Here is a 19,730-nt window from a genome sequence, read left to right as displayed (position 1 = left end):
CGGGCCCGCCGCTCTCCAGCAGCACCGTCGGTCTACGCGACGTCGCGCACCCGGACCTTGCCAGGCAACAGATCATCAGCTAGTCCACGCCTAACATCTCCCAGCTTCTTCAACTCCAACTCTCCAGCCTGAATCTGGGAATCAATGAGATCCAGACCATCGAGAAATTTCCTTTGCGTCGAAATCGGAACAAAGGGAAATGGGCAAGACAGCACGTCACCTTGATTGAGACTTGCTTGCGAAACCGCCGTCTTCGCTCTTCGCAGGAAATGTCGCTTCACTGAAGTTCCCGACATCCAAGCCTCTACGAAGGAAGGAATAGCTCGTTCAGGATCGAGCGCACAGCGCATGATGTTGGACTCGAACACCGTCTCCTCATCAAGCCTCGCCACCACGGTCGCCTTACCTACAAGGTCCACCGTATTTACTCTATTGAGTAGAAGCTCCCCCTCATTCAATCTGTACTTCGCAGCCTCCGCGGACGCCACCTCGACCCTGAGTAGTCCGGAATTTAGAACCGATGGCCCGCCGCCAAAACTATTGATCCGAACGATGGGAGTGCCGACAAGCCCATACGAGCTACCCGGCTTGTAGATCCCATTTTGAGGGCCATCTATCACAATCGACCGGAGAGTGCATTGCTCATACCTGTCCAAGCCTTGAACAAGCCCGGCACGCATGAGCTTGAGCTTCACAATGGAAGCCTCGACAGTTCGCTCCTCATCAGCAAACCCTGCAAGCACCTCGACAATCTTGCGCTGCCTCTCCAGCGATGGCACCGCCACTCTAATGTTTCCAACAATTCTGGCATTCAAATTGGTCTGATTCGACCCTTGCCCAATCTTTCGAATATCCTCATAGCTATTTTCAAGATAGTGGTAGAGATATCGAGAGTCCACATCTTGTGAATTGCATTGGATTACCGCGGTGGCTTGATTTACAGCGGCTGCAGTATTCAGAATCGCCGAACGCCCTCGGGTCGCCCCCTCGCCGTACATGGCCAGAAGAATCGTGCCCGAAGGAAAAATCTTGAGGTTAGCCCCCCTTTTACCCGCTTCTGTAACACGCTCTGCCGTGCCGTCAATCGCCTTGAAGTTGATTTCGCTAGTTCTCACCCAAGGGTAAATTCCATCCACCCAATAATCGTCGCGAATTCTCGAAGGTGTCGCACCGGAAGCGACTGTAGCCACAGAATTGATGGACATCCAACGGGCATCGGCATCACGAGACATACCCGAACTCCCTCAGGTAGCCGTCCAGCATTCCAGCCGCCTTCTCCCGCCGCCCCTCAATATCCCGCAACGAAACCCCATACTTCCCCTCCCACACCCGATACGCCTCTACCATCTCCCGCTGGCGACGCACCACGTGACCGCCCAGCTTCCCCGCGAGGTCGTCCCGCAGGATGCCCAGGACCACGTCCCGTTCTCCCCCGGCCTCGGCCACGGCCCGGCGCACCCTCTTCAGCCTCGGCTCTGGCGCGGCCAACGCGGGCTCGGCCACCTCACCGCCACTCTCCTCAACAGGAAGCGTCAGCAAAGTCTCCTGCTGAGCCTGCGCCGCCGAAGCCGTGGCCTTCCTCTTGGCCGCCTTCTCCGACTGCTCCCGCTTCTTCCTCCGGACCCCCGGCACCGGCCAGAAGTCGTCCTCCAACTCCTCGATGACCTTCTTCGCCGCAGTGCGCCGCTTCTTCAGGTCACGCATCTCCGCGTCGCTGAGGACCGCCTCCGCCAGCGCGGGATCGATCTCCCCGGCCCCGGCTCCCCCGGACTCCTCGCCGTCCTCCGAGGACTCACCGTCTTCACCGGCCTCCGCCGCGGCCCGAGCCGCCGCCAGCGCGGCTTCCGCCTCCAGCCCCGCCTTCACCTTCGCGTCCAGTTCCGCGTGCGTGTGGTCCGCCGAGGCCAGTTCCTCCAGGAAGTCGGGGGCGATCGCTGCGACCACCTTGTGGCCGTACGCCTGCCGGCGTTCCGCCGCCGTACGGTCACGAGCGCCGCCCGTGCGCGGGTCGGGCTCGGGCGCGAGCATCGTTTCGACCGTCTCGACCCATCCGTCGACGACACCGGCGAAGCCGTTCACCGACAGTGCCTTCAGCTCGTTCTTGGCGTCGTGCCACCATCCGGCGACCGCGCCGGCGAGTGCGTACCGGTCCAGCAGGCCTACCCGCAGCAGACGTTGCCGAAAGGAGTCGATCAAGTCGGCGCGCAGGCGAGCCAGTTGCGCCTTGCGCTCATGCTCCGTGCGGTCGTCGCCCTCGATGGGCTCCAGCGCGGCGATCTGCTCGGTCTCCGAGTCCCACCACTCCTCGAAGGCGGCCCACAGCTTCTGCTCACGTCCGCTCGCCAGCTCGGCCAGGCGGGCCGCGTCCGGGCGCTCGCCCTCGGGCAGGAAGTCGACGTACGCGGGGTCGTCCTCGCGGACCGCGAAGAGATCCCGGACCCCGATGCCGTACGCGTCCAGCAGCGGTTTCTTCGCCTCGATCTCCGCGACCGGGACACCGCCCACCAGGTGCGCCCGTACGTCCTGCGGCTCGGGTGGCGGGGTGTTGTCGACGTAGCGGCGGATGTTGAAGTTGTAGTCGTTCTCCTCCAGTTCGGCGCGGTCGACCACCCGCGCGAAGCCCTCCGCGTCCTTGAAGGCGTGGAACGTGGAGACGATCTTCTCGACGTGCTCGGGCAGGAGGACGTTCTGCGCGCGCTCCGCGTGGAACTCCCGGTCCGCGTTGATGAACAGGACCTTGCCGCGCCGGTCCTGCTGCTCCGCCCGGCCCGGTGCGCGCAGCACGATCACGCAGGCCGGGATACCGGTGCCGTAGAAAAGGTTCGGGGCGAGGCCGATGACCGCCTCGATCAGGTCGTGCTTGAGCAGTTCCGCGCGGATCTTGCGTTCCTCGCCGCCGCGGAACAGCACACCGTGCGGCATGACGGTGAACACGGCTCCGGCCCGTTTCTTCACCATGTCCAGCATGTGCTGGAGGAACATCAGGTCGGCTTTGCCGCGCTCGGAGGTCTGGCCGTACGGCATCCGCGTCAGCAGGTCCGGCACCTCGGACTGCTTGTAGTCCATGGAGAACGGCGGGTTGCTGAGGACCAGGTCGAAGTCCCGCTCCGGGTGGAGAGGGGTGGTGAGTGTGTCGCCGGTCCGCAGGGAGAAGTGCTTGGCACTGTGGAAGAGCATGTTCATGGTGGCCATGACCCAGGAGCCGCTGTTCGCGTCCTGCCCGGCGAGCAGCAGGTCGTCGGAGTCCTCGCCGTGCTCGTCGATGTACTCCATGGCGTGGATGAGCATGCCGCCGGAGCCGACGCACGGGTCGTAGATCCGCATGCCGCCGTGCGGCCGGGCCAGCTCGACCATCATGCGGACGACGGAACGCGGGGTGTAGAACTCGCCGCCCTTGCTGCCGGCCGAGTCCGCGAAGTCCTTGATCAGGTACTCGTACGCGGCGCCGATCATGTCGGGGAACTCGAAGTCCTCCCCGCGCAGCCGGATGCTGCCGAAGTGCTCGATCAGGGCCTCAAGACGCCGGTCGGCGAGCCCTGCCGCAGAGCCCTGGCCGCTGCTGCCGCCGCCGATACGGTTGAAGTTGACGTGCCCGAACAGACCGCGGAGTTCGCTGTTGCCCTCCTGGTTCTCCAGGGCGTCCAGGGCGGGCTGGAGGTACTCCATGGCCACGTTGTCCTGGGCACCGGCCAGCAGCTCCCAGCGGGCCTTCTCCGGGACGAAGATGACACCGCGAGGACGGTAGAACTCGAACTGCTCGGCGTCGTCCTCGGCGTCCTCGCGGCTCTCACCGGCCTTCAGCCGCTCCGCGACGATCGCCTCGCGCGCGGCCTCGAACTCGTCGTTGACGCGCTTGAGGAAGAGCAGGACGAAGATGAAGTCGCGGTACTCGGCGGCGTCCATCGTGCCGCGCAGGATGTCCGCCGCCGCGAAGAGATGGCGTTCCAACTGCGCGAGCGTGAGCTTGGCCACGTACGGCACTCCCCTGAGATGACTGGATGTCCGGTTGCGGATGCACCGGGAAGCCTACGGCTTGCCGGGCACACGGAAGCACCGTATCCAGCCAGTCACCGTCCGCTGCAGGAGTGCCGAGCCGGCCTGCGCCCCCAGCAGGTCAGTAGTCGATCACGTCCAGGCCGTCCTCCACGAAACTCCATACGTTGGTGTACGGGTCCCAGTGGTTCTGATCGGGGCCCTTGTGCCCCGCGCTGATCTGCTTGGCGTGCTGCCGGGCCTTCTTGTACTTCCCCTGCAGCTGACCGGGCATGACGCGCTTGGCCTGCTCCGGGGAGACGGACCGGATGGTGGGGCCGTAGGTCTGGGCAAAGCCGTGCTGGTTCTTCAGCTTGCCCGCCGCGCTGTCGCAGACGCCGCCGAGTGTGCTCGTGTAGTTCTGGTAGTGGAGCAGACGCCACAGCTCGAAACAGGGGTGGGAATAGGCGACGTGCAGCTTCGCCTTCCGGGCTCGCGAGAACGCGGTCGGGATGTCCTCGTGCTGGTCCCGGTCGAAGAGGCACCACACCTGAGGCCAGTTCCAGCTCTCGGGATCCAGCTTCGCCTTCTTGGCGGCCCTCTGGACCTCGGTCCACTTCCCGATGGCCTCGTCCACGAGCGGCAGCGGCTTGCGGCGCTTCGTCGGCGCGTTCAGGTTCTCGACACTGCAGATGACCTCACGGCCCTGTTGTGCGCGGGTGCCCTGTGCGGTGACGAACTCGATGAACTCCGGCTCGGTGACCTCGCCCTCGGTGAAGACGTACACCTCACGCGGTCGATCCTGCGGCAGCACTCGCTTGTGCCGGCCTGTGATGTTGTCCCGCCCCTTGTCCCTCGCCATCAGGAACGCTCTGCCTCCCCTGCCAGTGCCGTGAGCACTCTGCGGCCGATCTGTCCTTGGGTCACCTTCGGAACGGCGCCGAAAGCCCCCGCGAGGTAGGAGTCCGTGAGGTCCTCGTCGGGCCCCGGCTCCGCGTCACTCAGCGGGTACAACTCCGTGGCACCGCCCGCGTCCTTCTCCGTGAGCCAGATCTGTCCCGGTTCCAGGGGGCGCCCGCCTCTGGGGGACTTGAGAAGCGACGGGGCATGGGAGGTGAAGACCAGCTGGGCGCCCTTTGTGTTGACCCACGGCGCCTGGAAAAGGCGTACGACCTCTGCGGCGAAACGTGGGTGCAGGCTGGAGTCAAGCTCGTCGATCAGCAGGACGGCGCCCTTGTCCAGCGCCAGCAGTAGCGGTCCGATCAGTGCGAACCACGAACGTGTGCCGAACGATTCTCGCTGCCAGTCCAGTGCCACGGGTTCGTCGGAGTCACCACCGTGCAACAGCCGCACGAGTGGTGACTGCCCCGGGCGCTGTTCCACCTCCGCGCCCCGGATACCGAGATCGGCGACACGAAGGAGTTCCTCGATACGGTCGCGAGCACCCTCGTCGAGCAGTTGCCGGGCGGTGTAGGCCTCGCGCTGCGTGCGCTCGGTCTCCGGCGTGACATCCCACAGGTTCTGGTTGAACCAGTCGTAGATTCTGGTGAGTTGAGGGTGGTTGTCGTTCGCCGCCCGACTCAGCAGGAGGGCGTTCGGGCGCGTGGTCCGGGCGAGCAGCGCGCGGTCGTGGATACGGTCGCCCGGGAACTCGAATACGTTGTCCCGCGTGACGTCGCGGTCCAGCCAGACCTGGCGCCGCCCCTTGGGATAGGCGTGCAGCCACTCGGACTCCACCACTCTCGGCCCGAGCTCGAACCCGTAGGTCCAGCGCACACCATCATCGAGTACGAAATCCGCCTCGTAGAAGGTGCTTTCCGCGGCCGACTTCGGGTCGAGCGCGAACTCCTCACGGGGAATCCCCTGGTACGACGTCCACTCGCCGTAGGACCCGAGGACCGCCGCCTTCATCTTCTTCAGCGCGAAGATCACATTGGACTTGCCCGAAGCGTTCGCGCCGAAGATTCCAAGGAGCGGATAGACCTGTAGCGACTTGCCGTCCGACAAGGTCAGTGTGCGGGCGGCGTCCGACTCCTCGCCCTGGGGCACGACGAAGGACAGCTCCTGCTCGTCGCGCAGCGACCGCACATTCGCCACACGGAATCTCAGAAGCATGCCGTTCTCCTCCCGTCGCGCACAGGGTATCCGCGTGATCGCGCACACGCCTACCGGACGGTCACACCGGTGCGAGCCTCTGCCGACGTCAGACCAGCCGCCGTGCCGTCGCCCACCGCGTCAGCTCGTGGCGGTTCGACAGCTGGAGCTTCCGCAGCACCGCCGAGACATGGGACTCGACCGTCTTGACGGAGATGAACAGTTGCTTGGCGATCTCCTTGTACGCGTAGCCACGGGCGATGAGGCGGAGGACCTCGCGCTCGCGCTGGGTGAGGCGGTCGAGGTCCTCGTCCACGGGCGGGGCGTCGGTCGAGGCGAACGCGTCGAGGACGAATCCGGCCAGGCGGGGCGAGAACACCGCGTCGCCGTCCTGGACACGGAAGATGGAGTCCACGAGGTCCGTGCCGGTGATCGTCTTGGTGACATACCCCCGGGCACCACCACGGATCACCCCGATGACGTCCTCCGCCGCGTCCGACACGGACAGCGCGAGGAAGCGGACCGGCTGCTCGGCGTCACCCATCAACGGGGCACAGCGACGCAGCACTTCGACACCGCCGCCGCCCGGCAGATGGACGTCGAGCAGGACGACCTCGGGCCGGGTGGCCGTGATGACGGTGACCGCCTGGTCGACGTCGGCGGCCTCGCCGACCACCTCGACACCGGTCCGCTCGGTCTGACCGATCTCGGCCTGCACGCCCGTACGGAACATCCGGTGGTCGTCGACGAGCACGACCCGCGCACGACGCCCGGCACCCGCCCCTGTACCGGCACCGGCACCGGCCGACCCGGCCGCGTCCACGGCCTCTTCGGATGCGGCGGCCGAAGGGGTCTTCTCCGCAGAACTGCCGGACTCCACAGGCCCGTTCACGTCGCTCATGACGTCTTCTCCGCCCTCTCCATCTCCAGCTCGACCTCCGTGCCGCCGTCCGGCACCGCGCGCAGTCGCGCCGTACCGCCGTTGCGCTCCATGCGGCCGATGATCGATTCTCTAACGCCCATGCGGTCGGCGGGTATCGCGTCGAGGTCGAAGCCGGGGCCGCGGTCGCGGACGGACACGAAGACCGTCCTGCCCTCGACTTCGGCGTAGACCTGCACCGCGCCGCCCTCGCCACCGTACTTGGCCGCGTTCACCATCGCTTCCCGCGCGGCCTGCATCTGTGCGGTCAGGCCTTCGTCGAGCGGACAGTCACCGACGACCACGACCTCGATCGGGACGCCGTGCTTGTCCTCGACCTCGGCGGCATGGCGCCGGACCGCTTCGGCGAGGGTGTCGGGCTCGTCGGCCTCGTCCTTCCCGGTCCCCTCCGGCTTGTAGAGCCAGGCGCGCAGGTCTCGCTCCTGGGCGCGGGCGAGCCGTCGCACCTCGTTGCCATTGTCCGCGTTGCGCTGGATCAGGGTCAGGGTGTGCAGCACGGAGTCGTGGACATGGGCGGCGACCTCGGCCCGCTCCTGGGCGCGGATGCGCATCAGGCGCTCCTCGGAGAGGTCCTGGGTCATTCGGACGAGATAGGGGCCGGCGAGCAGCGCTATGCCGACGAGGACAGCGAGGGCGGCCTGGAGGACCGAGCCGAGGTGGGCGGCCGAGCCCTGGAGGACGAATATTCCGGAGACTCCGGCCGTGACCAGCAGGACGCCCGCCGCGGAACGCAGCAGCGTGAGCGTACGGCGGCGGCGGCCCACCTCCACCCAGCGGGCCCGCCGCGCGTTGTCCGCCTGGCGCCAGACCAGGGCGACGCCCGCGCCGACGAGGACCGTCGGCCACAGATACGCCTTGGCTCCCCCGCCGAGGTTCACATTGCCGACGAAGACCATGGCCACGACGACCATGAGGAGCAGGGCCACGATCTGGCCCTTGTCCGGCTTGCGGGCCACCAGTCTGCGGCGGCCGTCGGGCGCGGTCTCGGTGCTGAAGGCCGGTGTGCGCCCGGAACCGACGCCGCCGACGCCGAGCGGCACGAAGAACCAGAACGCTGCATACAGCAGCGCCCCCAGCCCGTCCGCCATGAACAGTCCGACGAACACCAGCCGCACCCAGATCACGGGTAGCCCGAGATGCCCGGCGAGCCCTCGCGCCACGCCCCCGAGCCAGCGCCCGTCGCTGCTGCGGTAGAGCTTGCGCGCAGGCCGCGGGTCGTCGAGTGGCAGGGCTGCGGCTTCCGGCATGCCATCGATGTTCACACGCTTGGCAGGCCTGGGCATCAGGGTCGACCCCCGAGACGCCCCTGATCTTCGGAGAACCATCGACCGATGCCCGGAAAACCATCGATCGAGGCTCGGGAAACCGGTGATCGAACCTCGGGGAACGGTGATCGATTCTCGGGAGCCGGTGATCGATCCTCAGGAAGCCTGTGGGTGAAGCCCCACCCCGGCCCCCGTCAGGGCCGATATCAGGGTTCGGCCAGGGTCATCCCGACTGCCGTCGCGCCTCCTCGCCCGTCACCATGGACACATGACAGATCAGCAGCACGCGGCCGCGGAGCCGGACCCCGGCCCCGGCCCGGGCGCCCCACCACCGGGCACCGGGCCGCGGGACGCCGTGCCGCCCGCACCGGGCCCCGCCAAAGGTGCGGAGCCGCGCGCGCACGAGGACCCGGCCGCGCCCGAGGTCCCGCGCAAGTTCCGGCGCGACCACCGCCAGAAGATGCTGGGCGGGGTGTGCGCCGGTCTCGGCCGGCACTGCGAAATGGACCCGGTGATCTTCCGGATCGTGCTCGCGGTGCTCTCCGCGACCGGCGGCATCGGCCTCATCTTCTACGGCTTCGTGTGGCTGTTCGTTCCGTACGACGACGAGGAGGAGAACGAGGTACGCAAGCTGCTCACCGGCCGCGTGGACGGGCAAGCACTGGCGGCCGTGCTCTTCGCGCTGGTCGGCTGCGGGGTGTTCCTCTCCATGCTCAACAACGGCGGGGTGCTGACCTTCGCCGTCGTCCTCTCGCTCCTCCTGGCCGGTGCGGGGTACTGGTCGCAGCAGCGCGGTGCCCCCGACCCCGACCCGCTCGCCGCCCAGGCCGTCGCCGACGCCCCGCCCGAGGCGCAGGCACCGCCCGTGCCCGCCTCCTATCCCTCCTGGTGGCGCGACCCGATCGTCAAGGACGGATCTCACGTCGGCGGCACCGGCTATCTCTGGGGACCGGAGGACGCACGGGACCGGGACGTCGCGGCGGCGGTCGACATCGCCCGCGGCACGACGCGCCAGGACATACGCGACCAGCGCTCGACGCGGCAGCCGAAACCGCGCGGTCCCCGCTGGATCGGCGGCTGGGTCTTCCTGCTCGCGCTCCTCGCGGGAGGCCTCGGCACCGGCCTCACCTGGAACGACCACGCGCTCGGCACCAGCCTGCAGACCGGCCTGGCCTGCGCGCTGATCGTGTTCGGCCTCGGCATAGCCATCAGCGCCTTCCTCGGGCGTACGGGCGCGGGATCGATCTTCTTGGCGGTTCTCACGGCGGCCCTGCTGGCAGCCTCCGCGGCGCTCCCCAAGGACATCAGCACGCACTGGACGCGAAAGGATTGGACACCCACTGCCACTACCCAACTCCAGAAGAACTACGACCTCGGCACCGGCGTCGGCACCTTGGACCTCACTCATCTCGACCTGGCCAAGGGCCAGACGGCGACGACGAGCGCCGAAGTGGGCGTCGGCCGGCTCAAGGTCGTCCTCCCCAAGGACGCGACCGTGAAGCTGAACGTGGACGTGGGCGTCGGAGACATCCAGTTGCCGGGCGACGACAAGAAGGACGTGGACGTGGAGCCGGGCAAGTCCAAGCAGGTGACGCTGTCACCCACGACCGCCGACAAGAACGGCGGCACGCTCGACCTCGACCTGCATGTGGGCGTGGGGCAGGCGGAGGTGACCCGTGCTACGTCATGAGTTCCAGCCGGGAAAGCTGGTCGCGGGGTTCTTCCTCACCGTCGCCGGCGTCGCCTTCGCCGGTGACGCGGGGCGCGCCTGGGAGACCCCTTGGTTCGTCGTGATCCCCGTCGTCACAGGCGGCCTCTGCCTGGCCGGCGCGGTCGCCCTCCTGACCCGCGGCCTGCGCAGACGCCGCGCCGAGCCCAGGCCTCCGGACCTGAGCGCCTAGCGATACCCCCCGGCGCGTTGCCTGCGCCGGGCTCGCAGGGCCGCGTCCACGGAGAAGACCGAAGCACCCGCGAGAACGAGAGGAAGCCAGGCCATCAGGTAGGCGAGATCGTTGCCGTAGTAGTACGGGTCGGACGCCCAGCTCACCGTCAGCCACAGGCTGAGGGAGATGAGGGCTCCGCCCACCGCGGCGAGACGGGCCAACAGCCCGATCAAAGTGCCGATCCCGACGGCCAGTTCGCCGAAGGCGATGGCGTAGCCGAAGCCGACGGGGTTCTTCAGGGACAGGTCGACCAGGGCGGGGACCGCCGAGGAGCCACGCACGGTGCGCATCATGTCCCCGATCGAGCCCGCGCCGGAGTCCTTCATGAAGGCGCTGTTGGTGAGTTTGTCGAGGCCGGCGTAGATGAAGGTGACGCCGAGGAAGACGCGTAGGGGCAACAGGGCGTATCGGGCGGCGGAGTCCCGCCAGTCCCGCCTCTCGTCGAGATAGGGGGCGTGGGTGTCCGTCCGCATACCGTGAGTCATCGCTCTCCGCCGCCTCTCGCCCAGGTGCCGTTGGCCCCTCAAACAGACCATACGTACGACAGCGGGCCCCCGCTCAATCCCCGGGAGCCCGTTTTCTCGCCTTCACCCAGCCGACCGCACCTCCACAGCCACCCGGCACCACGTATTTCGCCCCCTCCGCCCCTACCCGTCCCCTACCTGGGGGCTGCCGCCCCCAGACCGCCACAACGGCCTGAACGGCCTCGTCCTCAAACGCCGGACGGGCTGAAAGATCTCCACTGCCGCCCGAGATGAAGAGCGCACGGGGGATCCCAGTCGGGTGGGTGGGATGCCGCCCGGCTGAGGGCAACAGACCGCACGCCGCACCCGCCGATGCGCACCCGCACACGCACGCGCCCGACGCATCCACCCGCAGTGGGGACGCATGCCCCACCCGCACCCGCCCGGAGTCGCAGACGCACGCCCCACCCGCACCCGCCCGGAGTCGCAGACGCACGCCCCACCCGCACCCGCCCGGAGTCGCAGACGCATGCCTCGACCGGAAAAGGCCGCACTCCCCACGCACCCGCGGCCGCCGACGCGCGGAAGGGGCCGTGCCGGCACATCACATGCCCCGTCGCTTACGTGGTTGCCAACAGGCAGAGCCATGAAAGCCCAAGTGATCTGCCACCGGCGACGGGGCGGATGCACCGGCACGGCCCCGCCCCACCCACCGACGGAACGCGGAACCACCCACCGGCGCAAACCCCACCCCAACCACCAACGCACCGCGCGACAGCGCCCCGCCCCTCAGTCCGTCACATCGATCGCGCACCGGTTCGTCTCGACCCCGGCCGCCGTGACCACCTGCACTTCCACCCGCCCCGGCTCCACATCCACCGGCACAGGCACAGTCAGCACCGCATCCGTGGGGTTGCTGAACCCCCCGGCCACCGGCACCAACGGCACGTGCACATGCACCGGCCCGATCCGGACCACCATCCGCGACAACCGATCGGCCGTCTGCGCTCCGGGTGGCACGAACCCCGCCCCCCGGATCTCGATGTCGTCACCGGTGCGGATCGGCGCGTCCAGGTCGCCCGCCTCGCGGGCGCGGACGACGGAGAGGATCACGGGACGCCCACCGTCGGCGTACTTCCCGGCGAGATACGTGGCGGCCGACACCAGCACCAGCAGCGCCAGCCCCCAGGGCAGATCCGGCAGCTGCGAGGGCCGCCGAGCCAGCCGCACCGCCGCGAAGGCGAGAGCGACCGCGCTGATCACGACGTACTGGATGTCGGCGAAGTGGCCCCGCCCGGAGTCGTCGGTCAGCAGATCGGCGGCGCGCGGCCGGTCCGCACGCACCTTCTGCAGGCGCTGCCCCAGCACCCGCAACCCCACCACCCGTCGCACCAGCACCGCGATCCCGCACACCACCGCGACGACGGTCACCACACCGGCGCCCCGGGCGAGTTCGAGACCGGCGATCAGTTCGTCCCGCGAGCGGTGCGCGGAGGCCACCGCGAGCTGCCCCACCAGCACCAGCACCGCGAACACCACGAAGAGCACCCACCCGGCCGCCACCGCTTGCGAGGTGGAGAGACGATTGTCCTCGCCGATGACGGGGGCGAGGGCACCCCCACGGGCCCGGTGCAACCAGGCCGCACCCGTCAGCAGTCCGGCCAGGACGAGCGCCGCGAACAGCCCGGCCGTCCGCGCGGCCGTCCACCCCGCACCGATCGCGGTGAGCGCCTGCACCAGGAGCAGCGCCACGGCGGCACCCCAGACCGCGTACGCGGTGTACCGCCACAACCGCCCCAGCCACGCCTCGCCCTCGACCCGACCGCGCTCGGCGACGAGGTCGGCGGACTGTGTCAGCTCGTCGGAGACCCACTGCCGGGACGCCGAAGCCGAGTGCGCGACGGCGGCGGGCAGCCCGTGCCCGGACGCCAACTCGTCGCGCTTCGCGAGGAATTCCGCGACAGCGCGCCGATGTCCCGCACGCGCCCCGTGCGGGCAGTCCCCACAGGTGCAGCCACCTTCGTGCGCACCCTGGTCCGCCCCCTGCCCGGAACCACGCGCAGCACCACCCCCGGCACCCCGCCCCGCACCGTGTCTCGCCTCCTGCACCGCCACGCCCGCTGCCGCCTTCCCCGCGCCGAGAACTCCCGTGCGGCCAGACCTTCCTTACGCCTGACTGCCGTACAACTGCCTTGCCGTACAACTGCCTTGCCACTGCCTCGCGATGACAGCGCATTCTGCCGTACGAAACACCGCCCGCATCCGGCAGGTCTGGTCAGCGCGCGTGAAGCACAGGACCCCGTGTTGACCCGGCTGGGAGAATTTCTCCATGGCCGAGATCATCCAGCGCGACGGGACCTGGGCCTTCGACGGCAACACGGTCAGGATCACGCCGGGACTCCACCGCTCCGTACCGCTGTTCCGGCAGACGTACGGAGAGATCGCCGTTCCCCTGGAGGCGGTATCAGGCATCGTCTACGAACCCGAACGCAAACGCGGCCGCCTGCGCCTGAGGCTCCGCGAGGGCGCCGACCCTCTTCTGCAGGCGACCGGGGGGCGGCTGCCCGAGGCGGCCGACCCCTACAAACTCACGGTCGACATCGACCGTTCCGGGGTCGCCGAGTACGTCGCCGAGGAGATCCGCCGCGCACTGCTCCTGGACCAGGTCCCCAAGGAGCCGACGAAGACCTATCTCCTGTCCGGCCCGCCCGTCCCGGTGTCCGTCCGTTCCAGCGACGGCACGGTCTCCTTCGACGGCACGCAGGTGCGGCTCGACTGGGCGGACACCTCCGACCGGGTCAAGCGGGCGACGGGCCCGCGGATCATCGCCGTGGGCGACCTGGTGCAGGTGGAGTGGCTGCCCAACTCCGGTTACGAGGACGGTTTTCTGCGCTTCGTGACGCGCGAGACGGTCTTCTCCAAACTGCCGCCCGAGAAGGACCCGTACGCCCTCGACCTGTGGGGCAGCGCCCGCCGCGACCTCCTCACGGCGCTCGTCGCCACCGCGGTCACCGCCCGCCTGCCGCATCCGTCCACCCGCACCGGCGAGTACGTGGACCACCCCCAGCTCGTCTCCGCCGTACCGCCGCAGTCCGACCTTCACGACGTACTCCTGCGCCGGCTACGGGAGTTGGGTGAGCTGCACCGCGACGGCGTACTGACGGACGAGGAGTTCGCGACCACGAAGGCGGCGGTACTGCGCGGCTTCTAGCCGCGTCGGCCAAGGTTCGCCCCGTCGCGACGCCCGGCACGCTCCCCCACTGCCTCAAGGGCGTGGGAGGTGCCCCCACTCGCCGCACCGGCCGAAAGCCCAAGTACATCCAGTACGAGGACTTCCGGCCGGCACTCCCCCAGCCTTCGGCCGGGGGGGACCCCCAGAGCACGCACCGGACACCGCTCCTTGACGGGCAAACCTTGGCCGACGCGGCACTGGACAGGCCTGGCGTCTCACGACAGCAGATCCGGTTCGCTGCGGCTGATGTCCTGCCACAGCGGCTGGTAGTTGATCCACGCCACGAGGTCGCCGCCGAGCTGTTCACGGGTGGCGACCGCCTGCTTGTGGTCGATGAGGATCGGCCGCCCGGCGGCCTTCGCGGTGAGCTGCACCTGACTCGACCGCTCCATCGACAGGAACCACCAGGCGGCGGCGTCGACCGAGTCGCCGACGGTGAGCAACCCGTGGTTGCGCAGTACGAGCGCCTTGCGGGTGTCGAGCGCGGCGGCGATCCGACGCCCTTCCTCGGCATCCACGGCGACACCCGTGTACGCGTCGTACAGGGCGTGGTCCTGGTAGAAGGCGCAGCTCTCCTGGGTGATCGGGTCGAGCAGGTCGCCGAGCGCGGACAGGGCGCGCCCGTGCACGGAGTGGCAGTGGGCGACGGCGACCACGTCGGGCCGGGCGGCGTGCACCTGGGCGTGCACGGTGAACGCCGCCTGGTTGATGTGGTAGCGGCCCTCGATCACCTGCCCGTCCTGGTTGGCCATGACCAGGTCGCTCACGGTGACGTGCTTGAACGGCATCCCGAAGGGGTTCACCCAGAAGCAGTCGCTGTACTCCGGGTCGCGCGCCGTGATGTGCCCGGAGACCCCGTCCTCGAATCCGAGCCGCCCGAAGATCCGCAGCGCTCCGGCCAGCCGTTCCTTGCGGTGCCGCCGTTCGTCCTCCGGCGACTCGTGCATCGGCGGCATGGCGAACCGCAGCTGGTCGGTGGGCAGGGGCAGCGGCGGGGTGGGCCCGTGCATATGTCCTCCAGCACTGGCGTGTTCGGTACGGAGCGGAAGTTACCCCCGGTCAGCGCAGGAGAACAGAGCAGTTCGGTGAAGAGATGAGCACAACCGTGGCCCGAGGTCACTTGTCTGCCTGGATGTATCGATGCCTGCGACCCGGTGGACCCCAGGAGGCACGTATGAACCGCGCAGAGCGGCGGATCCGCGCCCTGCTCCGACAGCTCGCGGAGCGGGACTTCGTCGTCCTCAGCGATCTCGGCGGCTCCCCACGCCGGCTCGCCGTGCTCACCTACGTCGCCGAGCAGCACGGATTCCGCTACGCGGAGGCGCACCGGGTGGGCCGGGCACTGCAGGTCCACGTCGTACGGGAGGGGCGCGCGAAGGAGCAGGCAGAGGGACGAGTGGAGGAACCGGCGGACACGCGACCGCTGGACTCGACCGCGGTGCCAGGGCTGCGTTCCGGCACCCTGAGACCGCTGCCGGAGGCGGCACAGGCCGTGCGGCAACTGCGGGACCGGATCGAGCTCGATGCCGTGTCCGAGGATCTGAGCGTGCGAGCCCGGTCGGTGATCATGACTGGCTGCGCCCTCTTCCTGGGGCTGTTCCTTCTCGTCTCCGGTTGGCGGGCGGCGCTCGCCGGCTTCGCCGCCTCGGAGGCCGTGTTCATGGGCTTCCTGTATGGGGAGGTCGCCCGCCGCCGGAGACTCGCCCGCCGTGTCCACGCGGCCGTCTGACCCTTTGAGTGGGCCCGGGAAACCGGACAGAAGATGTCGGGTATCCACGCAACACTCGCCGTATGACGTCGAACTGGGCAGCCTTCACCACCGCCGAACCCGACCGCGCCAAGAAGATCGAGGACCGCTTCGGAAGCTTCACCCACCACGTGCTCGCGACCCTCCGCAAGGACGGTTCGCCGCGCACCACCGGCCTCGAAGCCCGTTTTCTGCACGGCGAGCTCTGGCTCGGCATGATGCCGAACTCCCTCAAGGCGCTGGACCTGCGCCGCGACCCGCGCTTCGCGCTCCAGGCGAATCCGGGGCCGGGCACGGAGATGGCGGGCGGCGACGTCCGGATCAGCGGGCGGGCGATCGAGGTCGACGATCCGACGACGAAGGCCGCGTACGGGAAAGAGGTGGAACCGCCGCAGCCGTTCCACCTCTTCCGCACCGAGCTGACGGAGGTCGTACGGACCTACGTCGAGGACGACACGTATCTGGTCGTCGAGATCTGGAAGCCCGGAGAGCCGGTGCGCGCTCTCAGGCGGAAGTGAGCCGGGGCGTCACTCCCACTCGATGGTGCCCGGGGGCTTGGAGGTCACGTCGAGGACGACGCGGTTGACGTCCGCGACCTCGTTCGTGATCCGCGTCGAGATCTTGGCGAGGACGTCGTACGGCAGGCGCGACCAGTCGGCCGTCATGGCGTCCTCACTCGACACCGGGCGGAGCACGATCGGGTGGCCGTACGTCCGGCCGTCGCCCTGGACACCGACGGAGCGGACGTCCGCGAGCAGAACCACCGGGCACTGCCAGATGTCGCGGTCGAGACCGGCGGCGGTCAGCTCCTCGCGGGCGATCGCGTCGGCCTCGCGGAGCAGGTCGAGCCGCTCCTTGGTGACCTCGCCGACGATACGGATGCCGAGACCGGGGCCGGGGAACGGCTGGCGCTGCACGATCTCGTCCGGCAGGCCGAGCTCCTGGCCGACCATCCGGACCTCGTCCTTGAACAGCTTGCGCAGCGGCTCGACGAGCTCGAACTCGAGGTCCTCGGGGAGGCCGCCCACGTTGTGGTGGGACTTGATGTTGGCCGTGCCGGTGCCGCCACCGGACTCGACCACGTCCGGGTAGAGCGTGCCCTGGACGAGGAAGGCGACGTCCTCGCCCTCCGCGGCCTCGGCGATGATCTCCACCTGCGCCTGCTCGAAGACCCGGATGAACTCGCGGCCGATGATCTTCCGCTTCTCCTCGGGGTCGGAGACCCCGGCCAGCGCGGCGAGGAAGCGCTCCTCCGCGTCCACGACCTTCAGCTGTACGCCGGTGGCCGCGACGAAGTCCTTCTCGACCTGCTCGGTCTCGCCCTTGCGCATCAGACCGTGGTCGACGTACACGCAGGTCAGCTGGGAGCCGATGGCCTTCTGTACAAGGGCTGCGGCGACGGCGGAGTCCACGCCGCCGGACAGACCGCAGATGGCGCGCTTGGTGCCGACCTGCTCGCGGATGAGCGCGACCTGCTCGTCGATGACGTTGCCGGTGGTCCAGGAGGGGGTGAGCCCCGCGCCGCGGTACAGGAAGTGCTCCAGCACCTGCTGGCCGTGCGTGGTGTGCATGACCTCCGGGTGGTACTGGACGCCGTACAGCTTCTTCTCGTCGTTCTCGAAAGCCGCGACCGGGACGACGTCCGTGGAGGCCGTGACGGTGAAGCCCTCGGGGGCGGCGGAGCAGGCGTCGCCGTGCGACATCCACACCGACTGCTCGTCCGGGGTGCCCTCGAAGAGCGAGGAGCCGGGCTTCGAGACGTGCAGCGGCGTACGGCCGTACTCGCGGGCGCCGGTGTTGTCGACCGTGCCGCCGAGGGTCGTCGCCATCAGCTGGAAGCCGTAGCACATGCCGAAGACGGGGACACCGGACTCGAAGATCTCGCGGTCCAGGCGCGGGGCGCCCTCCGCGTACACCGACGAGGGGCCGCCGGAGAGGATGATCGCCGCCGGGTTCTTGGCGAGCATCTCCTGGACCGGCATGCTGCTCGGCACGATCTCGCTGTAGACCCGGGCCTCGCGGACGCGACGGGCGATGAGCTGGGCGTACTGCGCACCGAAGTCGACGACCAGGACGGTGTCGGGGGCGGCGGGGGACGCTTCTGGCACGGTTTGCCTTCCGGCGGTGAGCAAGGGGTGTGTGTGCTGCCGATTCTACCGGGGGCTGAGGCGGGGGCGCCTACGGCGGTTTTTCGCCCCTTCCGCCCCTGCCCGACCCGCACCCGGGGCTCCGCCCCGTGTCCCGCCGGCTTGTTCCTCGACTGCGGGCCGGCGGGGCTTGTCGCGCAGTACCCCGCGCCCCATTCAGGGGCGGAGGGGCGAGAGAAACCCCTGGACCCGCACCCGCGGATCTCAGCATTCGAACCCGCTTGGCCCCCGCCCGCCCCCAGGGGCATACTGCTCCCATGCTCACGCACCAGACCTTCGCGTTTACCTATGGCAACCGGCCCACCGGCTGCCATGGTCGTGCTGCTTGAGCAACTGACAAGCGACTTCCCAGGCGCCCCGGGCCGACAAGGCCCGGGGCGCCTGTCGTTTCCGGGCCCTGCCGCTCCGGGGCACCCCTTCCACCGAGGAGCCCCACCATGGCCGACGTACTCGACAAGACCGGCGCCCGCACCGACGAGGCCGCAGACGTGATCACCGGCGCCCGTGAGCGCATCGACGCTCTCGACGACCGGATCATCGGTCTAGTCCAGGAACGCATGGCGGTCTCGGCGGTGATCCAGGAGGCCCGGATCGCCTCCGGCGGCCGCCGGGTGAACCTCTCGCGCGAGATGGAGATCCTCGGCCACTTCAGGGACGCGCTGGGCAAGCCCGGCACCACGCTGGCCATGACCCTGCTGGAGCTGTGCCGGGGTCGCATCTGAATCCCTCGCACGGCACATGAACCCGTACTCGGTGCACGCACGTACGCCTTCCGTCTCACCCGTACGGCGCGTGACCGCCTCGCCGCGGGCTTCGTTGGTCCCGGTGTCCGTGTCAGCCAGGGGCGGGCCCGAAAGAACCACGCGTGGCTTCGCTGGAGCGATGAGGCGTACGGATCGTGCCGTGCGTCGTGGGACCTCGCTCCAGGGATGTGACCGGACGGCAGGGGACAGCAGCCCGGTCACTCAAGAGAACGGTCGGCTCCGGGGACGCCCGGGGCCGACCGGCGGAATCTGTTCAGAGGTGGTCCAGGCGGTTGCGGAGGCCGTTGCCCATCCAGCACGATGCGAGAACAGCCCACGAGAACAGCCCCACGTCCCGACTGCCAATGGTCGACACCATGTGCGCGCCCCTCGCGCGCCGGGGCGCACGACCGGGTGGTCACCCCCGGACCAGCAGCGCAACCCCCCGGCGCCGCTCCCAGGCACCGGCGCTGCCCTGACGTCGGTGCTGACGAAGAAGGGCCCCGCGGATCTGTCCCGCGGGGCCCTTCGCCGTGCGCCCACTCCCTGTCCGGGAGGGATCCATACGTAACCGGATCACATACCGCGGGGTGGACCGTAGCGCGTCGCGGGCCAGTCGTCCGGTGTCATCGGCAGGTCCCGCAGGGCCACGGGACCGGGGTAGAAGGCGGAGCCTCCCGGGCCCGTGACCTCCTCACCGGTGAGCCAGCGGCAGAGCCACTCGGCGAACGAGAACGAGTACTCGAAGAACTCGCCCTCGCCGTTCTCGATGAAGAGCGACCCTTGTCCCAGAGCTCCCCGAGGCGCGAAGAAGATCGCTTCCCCTCGATCGGTGCCGGCGACCGGAATGAGACCGTCCGGAGTGCCGAAGACCAGCTCGGGGACGCCGAGTGAGACACGGGGGTCACCCTCGGGCTCCCCTTCGTCGAACTCAATCTGCGACCAGGCGTCGGACGTACTGCGAATCCACTCGCCGAGATTCCAGCGTTCGGTCGCCGGGTGGTTCAAGTACAGATGACCGTTGATGTGGACGGGGGCGTAGGCGTCGACGATCTCCTTGTAATCCGCCGGGAGGCTTGCCCCGAGCTCGCTCTCCAGCTTGCGCCATGCCTCGGGATCCCGATACCGCCACGACGGCTCACCGAGCATCTCCAGCACGCGCCCGAGATGGTCCTTGTCCATC

The 19,730-nt window shown here is 68.8% G+C and carries 17 protein-coding genes; 6 read left to right on the top strand and 11 right to left on the bottom strand.

The features are described 5' to 3' along the window. Positions 1–32 precede the first annotated feature (32 nt). The 6 genes from OG390_RS31700 to OG390_RS31675 form a co-directional block, all read right to left on the bottom strand. Complete coding sequence (locus OG390_RS31700; protein WP_406172816.1) at positions 33–1,232, bottom strand: restriction endonuclease subunit S; 1,200 nt, start codon at positions 1,230–1,232, stop codon at positions 33–35. Then, positions 1,222–3,972: an N-6 DNA methylase gene (locus tag OG390_RS31695; protein WP_406172815.1), complete on the bottom strand. Its 2,751-nt coding sequence runs from the start codon at positions 3,970–3,972 to the stop codon at positions 1,222–1,224. Before OG390_RS31695 ends, OG390_RS31700 begins: the two co-directional genes overlap by 11 nt. Positions 3,973–4,114: 142 nt before the next feature. Further along, the gene (locus OG390_RS31690; RefSeq protein ID WP_406172814.1) at positions 4,115–4,834 is read right to left on the bottom strand and encodes an RloB family protein; all 720 of its coding nucleotides are present in this window, start codon (positions 4,832–4,834) and stop codon (positions 4,115–4,117) included. Beyond that, positions 4,834–6,087, bottom strand: coding sequence for an ATP/GTP-binding protein (locus tag OG390_RS31685; protein ID WP_406172813.1), 1,254 nt, complete (start codon positions 6,085–6,087; stop codon positions 4,834–4,836). The genes OG390_RS31690 and OG390_RS31685 overlap by 1 nt, the downstream gene beginning before the upstream one ends. Before the next feature lie 88 nt (positions 6,088–6,175). Next, positions 6,176–6,967 (bottom strand): LuxR C-terminal-related transcriptional regulator, encoded by a 792-nt coding sequence (locus OG390_RS31680; protein WP_406172812.1) that lies wholly within the window; start codon positions 6,965–6,967, stop codon positions 6,176–6,178. Further along, positions 6,964–8,289: a PspC domain-containing protein gene (locus tag OG390_RS31675; RefSeq protein WP_406172811.1), complete on the bottom strand. Its 1,326-nt coding sequence runs from the start codon at positions 8,287–8,289 to the stop codon at positions 6,964–6,966. Before OG390_RS31675 ends, OG390_RS31680 begins: the two co-directional genes overlap by 4 nt. A gap of 250 nt (positions 8,290–8,539) precedes the next feature. On the opposite strand from OG390_RS31675, the gene OG390_RS31670 reads away from it, so the two are divergent. Together OG390_RS31670 and OG390_RS31665 are read left to right on the top strand one after the other, a co-directional pair. Then, on the top strand, positions 8,540–9,961 hold the full coding sequence (locus tag OG390_RS31670) for a PspC domain-containing protein (protein ID WP_406172810.1): 1,422 nt from the start codon (positions 8,540–8,542) through the stop codon (positions 9,959–9,961). Further along, positions 9,948–10,172, top strand: coding sequence for a hypothetical protein (locus tag OG390_RS31665; protein ID WP_406172809.1), 225 nt, complete (start codon positions 9,948–9,950; stop codon positions 10,170–10,172). The genes OG390_RS31670 and OG390_RS31665 overlap by 14 nt, the downstream gene beginning before the upstream one ends. Here the strand turns inward: OG390_RS31665 and OG390_RS31660 are convergent. After that, a complete protein-coding gene (locus OG390_RS31660) occupies positions 10,169–10,699 on the bottom strand; it encodes a DoxX family protein (protein WP_406172808.1) in 531 nt (176 codons plus the stop codon). The genes OG390_RS31665 and OG390_RS31660 overlap by 4 nt on opposite strands. A 768-nt stretch (positions 10,700–11,467) precedes the next feature. Continuing rightward, positions 11,468–12,793 carry a hypothetical protein gene (locus OG390_RS31655; RefSeq protein ID WP_406172807.1) on the bottom strand — a complete coding sequence of 442 codons (1,326 nt, stop codon included), beginning with the start codon at positions 12,791–12,793 and terminating at the stop codon, positions 11,468–11,470. A 214-nt stretch (positions 12,794–13,007) separates the two neighbouring features. Here OG390_RS31655 and OG390_RS31650 point away from each other — a divergent pair, with 214 nt between their 5' ends. Next, positions 13,008–13,889 carry a DUF4429 domain-containing protein gene (locus tag OG390_RS31650; RefSeq protein WP_406172806.1) on the top strand — a complete coding sequence of 294 codons (882 nt, stop codon included), beginning with the start codon at positions 13,008–13,010 and terminating at the stop codon, positions 13,887–13,889. A 236-nt stretch (positions 13,890–14,125) separates the two neighbouring features. Here OG390_RS31650 and OG390_RS31645 read toward each other — a convergent pair whose 3' ends face one another. Continuing rightward, a complete protein-coding gene (locus OG390_RS31645; protein WP_399077049.1) occupies positions 14,126–14,920 on the bottom strand; it encodes a class II aldolase/adducin family protein in 795 nt (264 codons plus the stop codon). A 164-nt stretch (positions 14,921–15,084) separates the two neighbouring features. On the opposite strand from OG390_RS31645, the gene OG390_RS31640 reads away from it, so the two are divergent. Beyond that, complete coding sequence (locus OG390_RS31640; RefSeq protein WP_406172805.1) at positions 15,085–15,639, top strand: hypothetical protein; 555 nt, start codon at positions 15,085–15,087, stop codon at positions 15,637–15,639. Positions 15,640–15,701: 62 nt separating this feature from the next. Beyond that, complete coding sequence (locus OG390_RS31635) at positions 15,702–16,175, top strand: pyridoxamine 5'-phosphate oxidase family protein (protein ID WP_406172804.1); 474 nt, start codon at positions 15,702–15,704, stop codon at positions 16,173–16,175. 9 nt (positions 16,176–16,184) lie between these two features. Here the strand turns inward: OG390_RS31635 and guaA are convergent, their stop codons facing one another. Next, positions 16,185–17,765: a glutamine-hydrolyzing GMP synthase gene (gene guaA / locus OG390_RS31630; RefSeq protein WP_406172803.1), complete on the bottom strand. Its 1,581-nt coding sequence runs from the start codon at positions 17,763–17,765 to the stop codon at positions 16,185–16,187. Positions 17,766–18,241: 476 nt separating this feature from the next. Between guaA and OG390_RS31625 the strand changes: the two genes are divergently transcribed. After that, positions 18,242–18,526 carry a chorismate mutase gene (locus OG390_RS31625; RefSeq protein WP_399077056.1) on the top strand — a complete coding sequence of 95 codons (285 nt, stop codon included), beginning with the start codon at positions 18,242–18,244 and terminating at the stop codon, positions 18,524–18,526. A gap of 597 nt (positions 18,527–19,123) precedes the next feature. On the opposite strand, the gene OG390_RS31620 is transcribed toward OG390_RS31625, so the two are convergent. After that, the gene (locus OG390_RS31620) at positions 19,124–19,729 is read right to left on the bottom strand and encodes an SMI1/KNR4 family protein (protein ID WP_406172802.1); all 606 of its coding nucleotides are present in this window, start codon (positions 19,727–19,729) and stop codon (positions 19,124–19,126) included. Position 19,730: the final 1 nt, after the last annotated feature.

The sequence above is a fragment of the Streptomyces sp. NBC_00996 genome, from assembly GCF_045162675.1.
GTDB lineage: Bacteria > Actinomycetota > Actinomycetes > Streptomycetales > Streptomycetaceae > Streptomyces.
This window is presented reverse-complemented; position numbering and strand designations above follow the sequence as displayed.

Excerpts from the sequence above, each read along its gene's own strand:
- OG390_RS31640 (WP_406172805.1), top strand. The coding sequence starts at position 15,085 with ATGAACCGCGCAGAGCGGCGGATCCGCGCCCTGCTCCGACAGCTCGCG.
- OG390_RS31620 (WP_406172802.1), bottom strand. The coding sequence starts at position 19,729 with ATGGACAAGGACCATCTCGGGCGCGTGCTGGAGATGCTCGGTGAGCCG.
- OG390_RS31690 (WP_406172814.1), bottom strand. The coding sequence starts at position 4,834 with ATGGCGAGGGACAAGGGGCGGGACAACATCACAGGCCGGCACAAGCGA.
- OG390_RS31660 (WP_406172808.1), bottom strand. The coding sequence starts at position 10,699 with ATGACTCACGGTATGCGGACGGACACCCACGCCCCCTATCTCGACGAG.
- OG390_RS31670 (WP_406172810.1), top strand. The coding sequence starts at position 8,540 with ATGACAGATCAGCAGCACGCGGCCGCGGAGCCGGACCCCGGCCCCGGC.
- OG390_RS31680 (WP_406172812.1), bottom strand. The coding sequence starts at position 6,967 with ATGAGCGACGTGAACGGGCCTGTGGAGTCCGGCAGTTCTGCGGAGAAG.
- OG390_RS31625 (WP_399077056.1), top strand. The coding sequence starts at position 18,242 with ATGGCCGACGTACTCGACAAGACCGGCGCCCGCACCGACGAGGCCGCA.
- OG390_RS31700 (WP_406172816.1), bottom strand. The coding sequence starts at position 1,232 with ATGTCTCGTGATGCCGATGCCCGTTGGATGTCCATCAATTCTGTGGCT.
- OG390_RS31685 (WP_406172813.1), bottom strand. The coding sequence starts at position 6,087 with ATGCTTCTGAGATTCCGTGTGGCGAATGTGCGGTCGCTGCGCGACGAG.
- OG390_RS31635 (WP_406172804.1), top strand. The coding sequence starts at position 15,702 with ATGACGTCGAACTGGGCAGCCTTCACCACCGCCGAACCCGACCGCGCC.
- OG390_RS31645 (WP_399077049.1), bottom strand. The coding sequence starts at position 14,920 with ATGCACGGGCCCACCCCGCCGCTGCCCCTGCCCACCGACCAGCTGCGG.
- OG390_RS31675 (WP_406172811.1), bottom strand. The coding sequence starts at position 8,289 with ATGCCCAGGCCTGCCAAGCGTGTGAACATCGATGGCATGCCGGAAGCC.
- OG390_RS31650 (WP_406172806.1), top strand. The coding sequence starts at position 13,008 with ATGGCCGAGATCATCCAGCGCGACGGGACCTGGGCCTTCGACGGCAAC.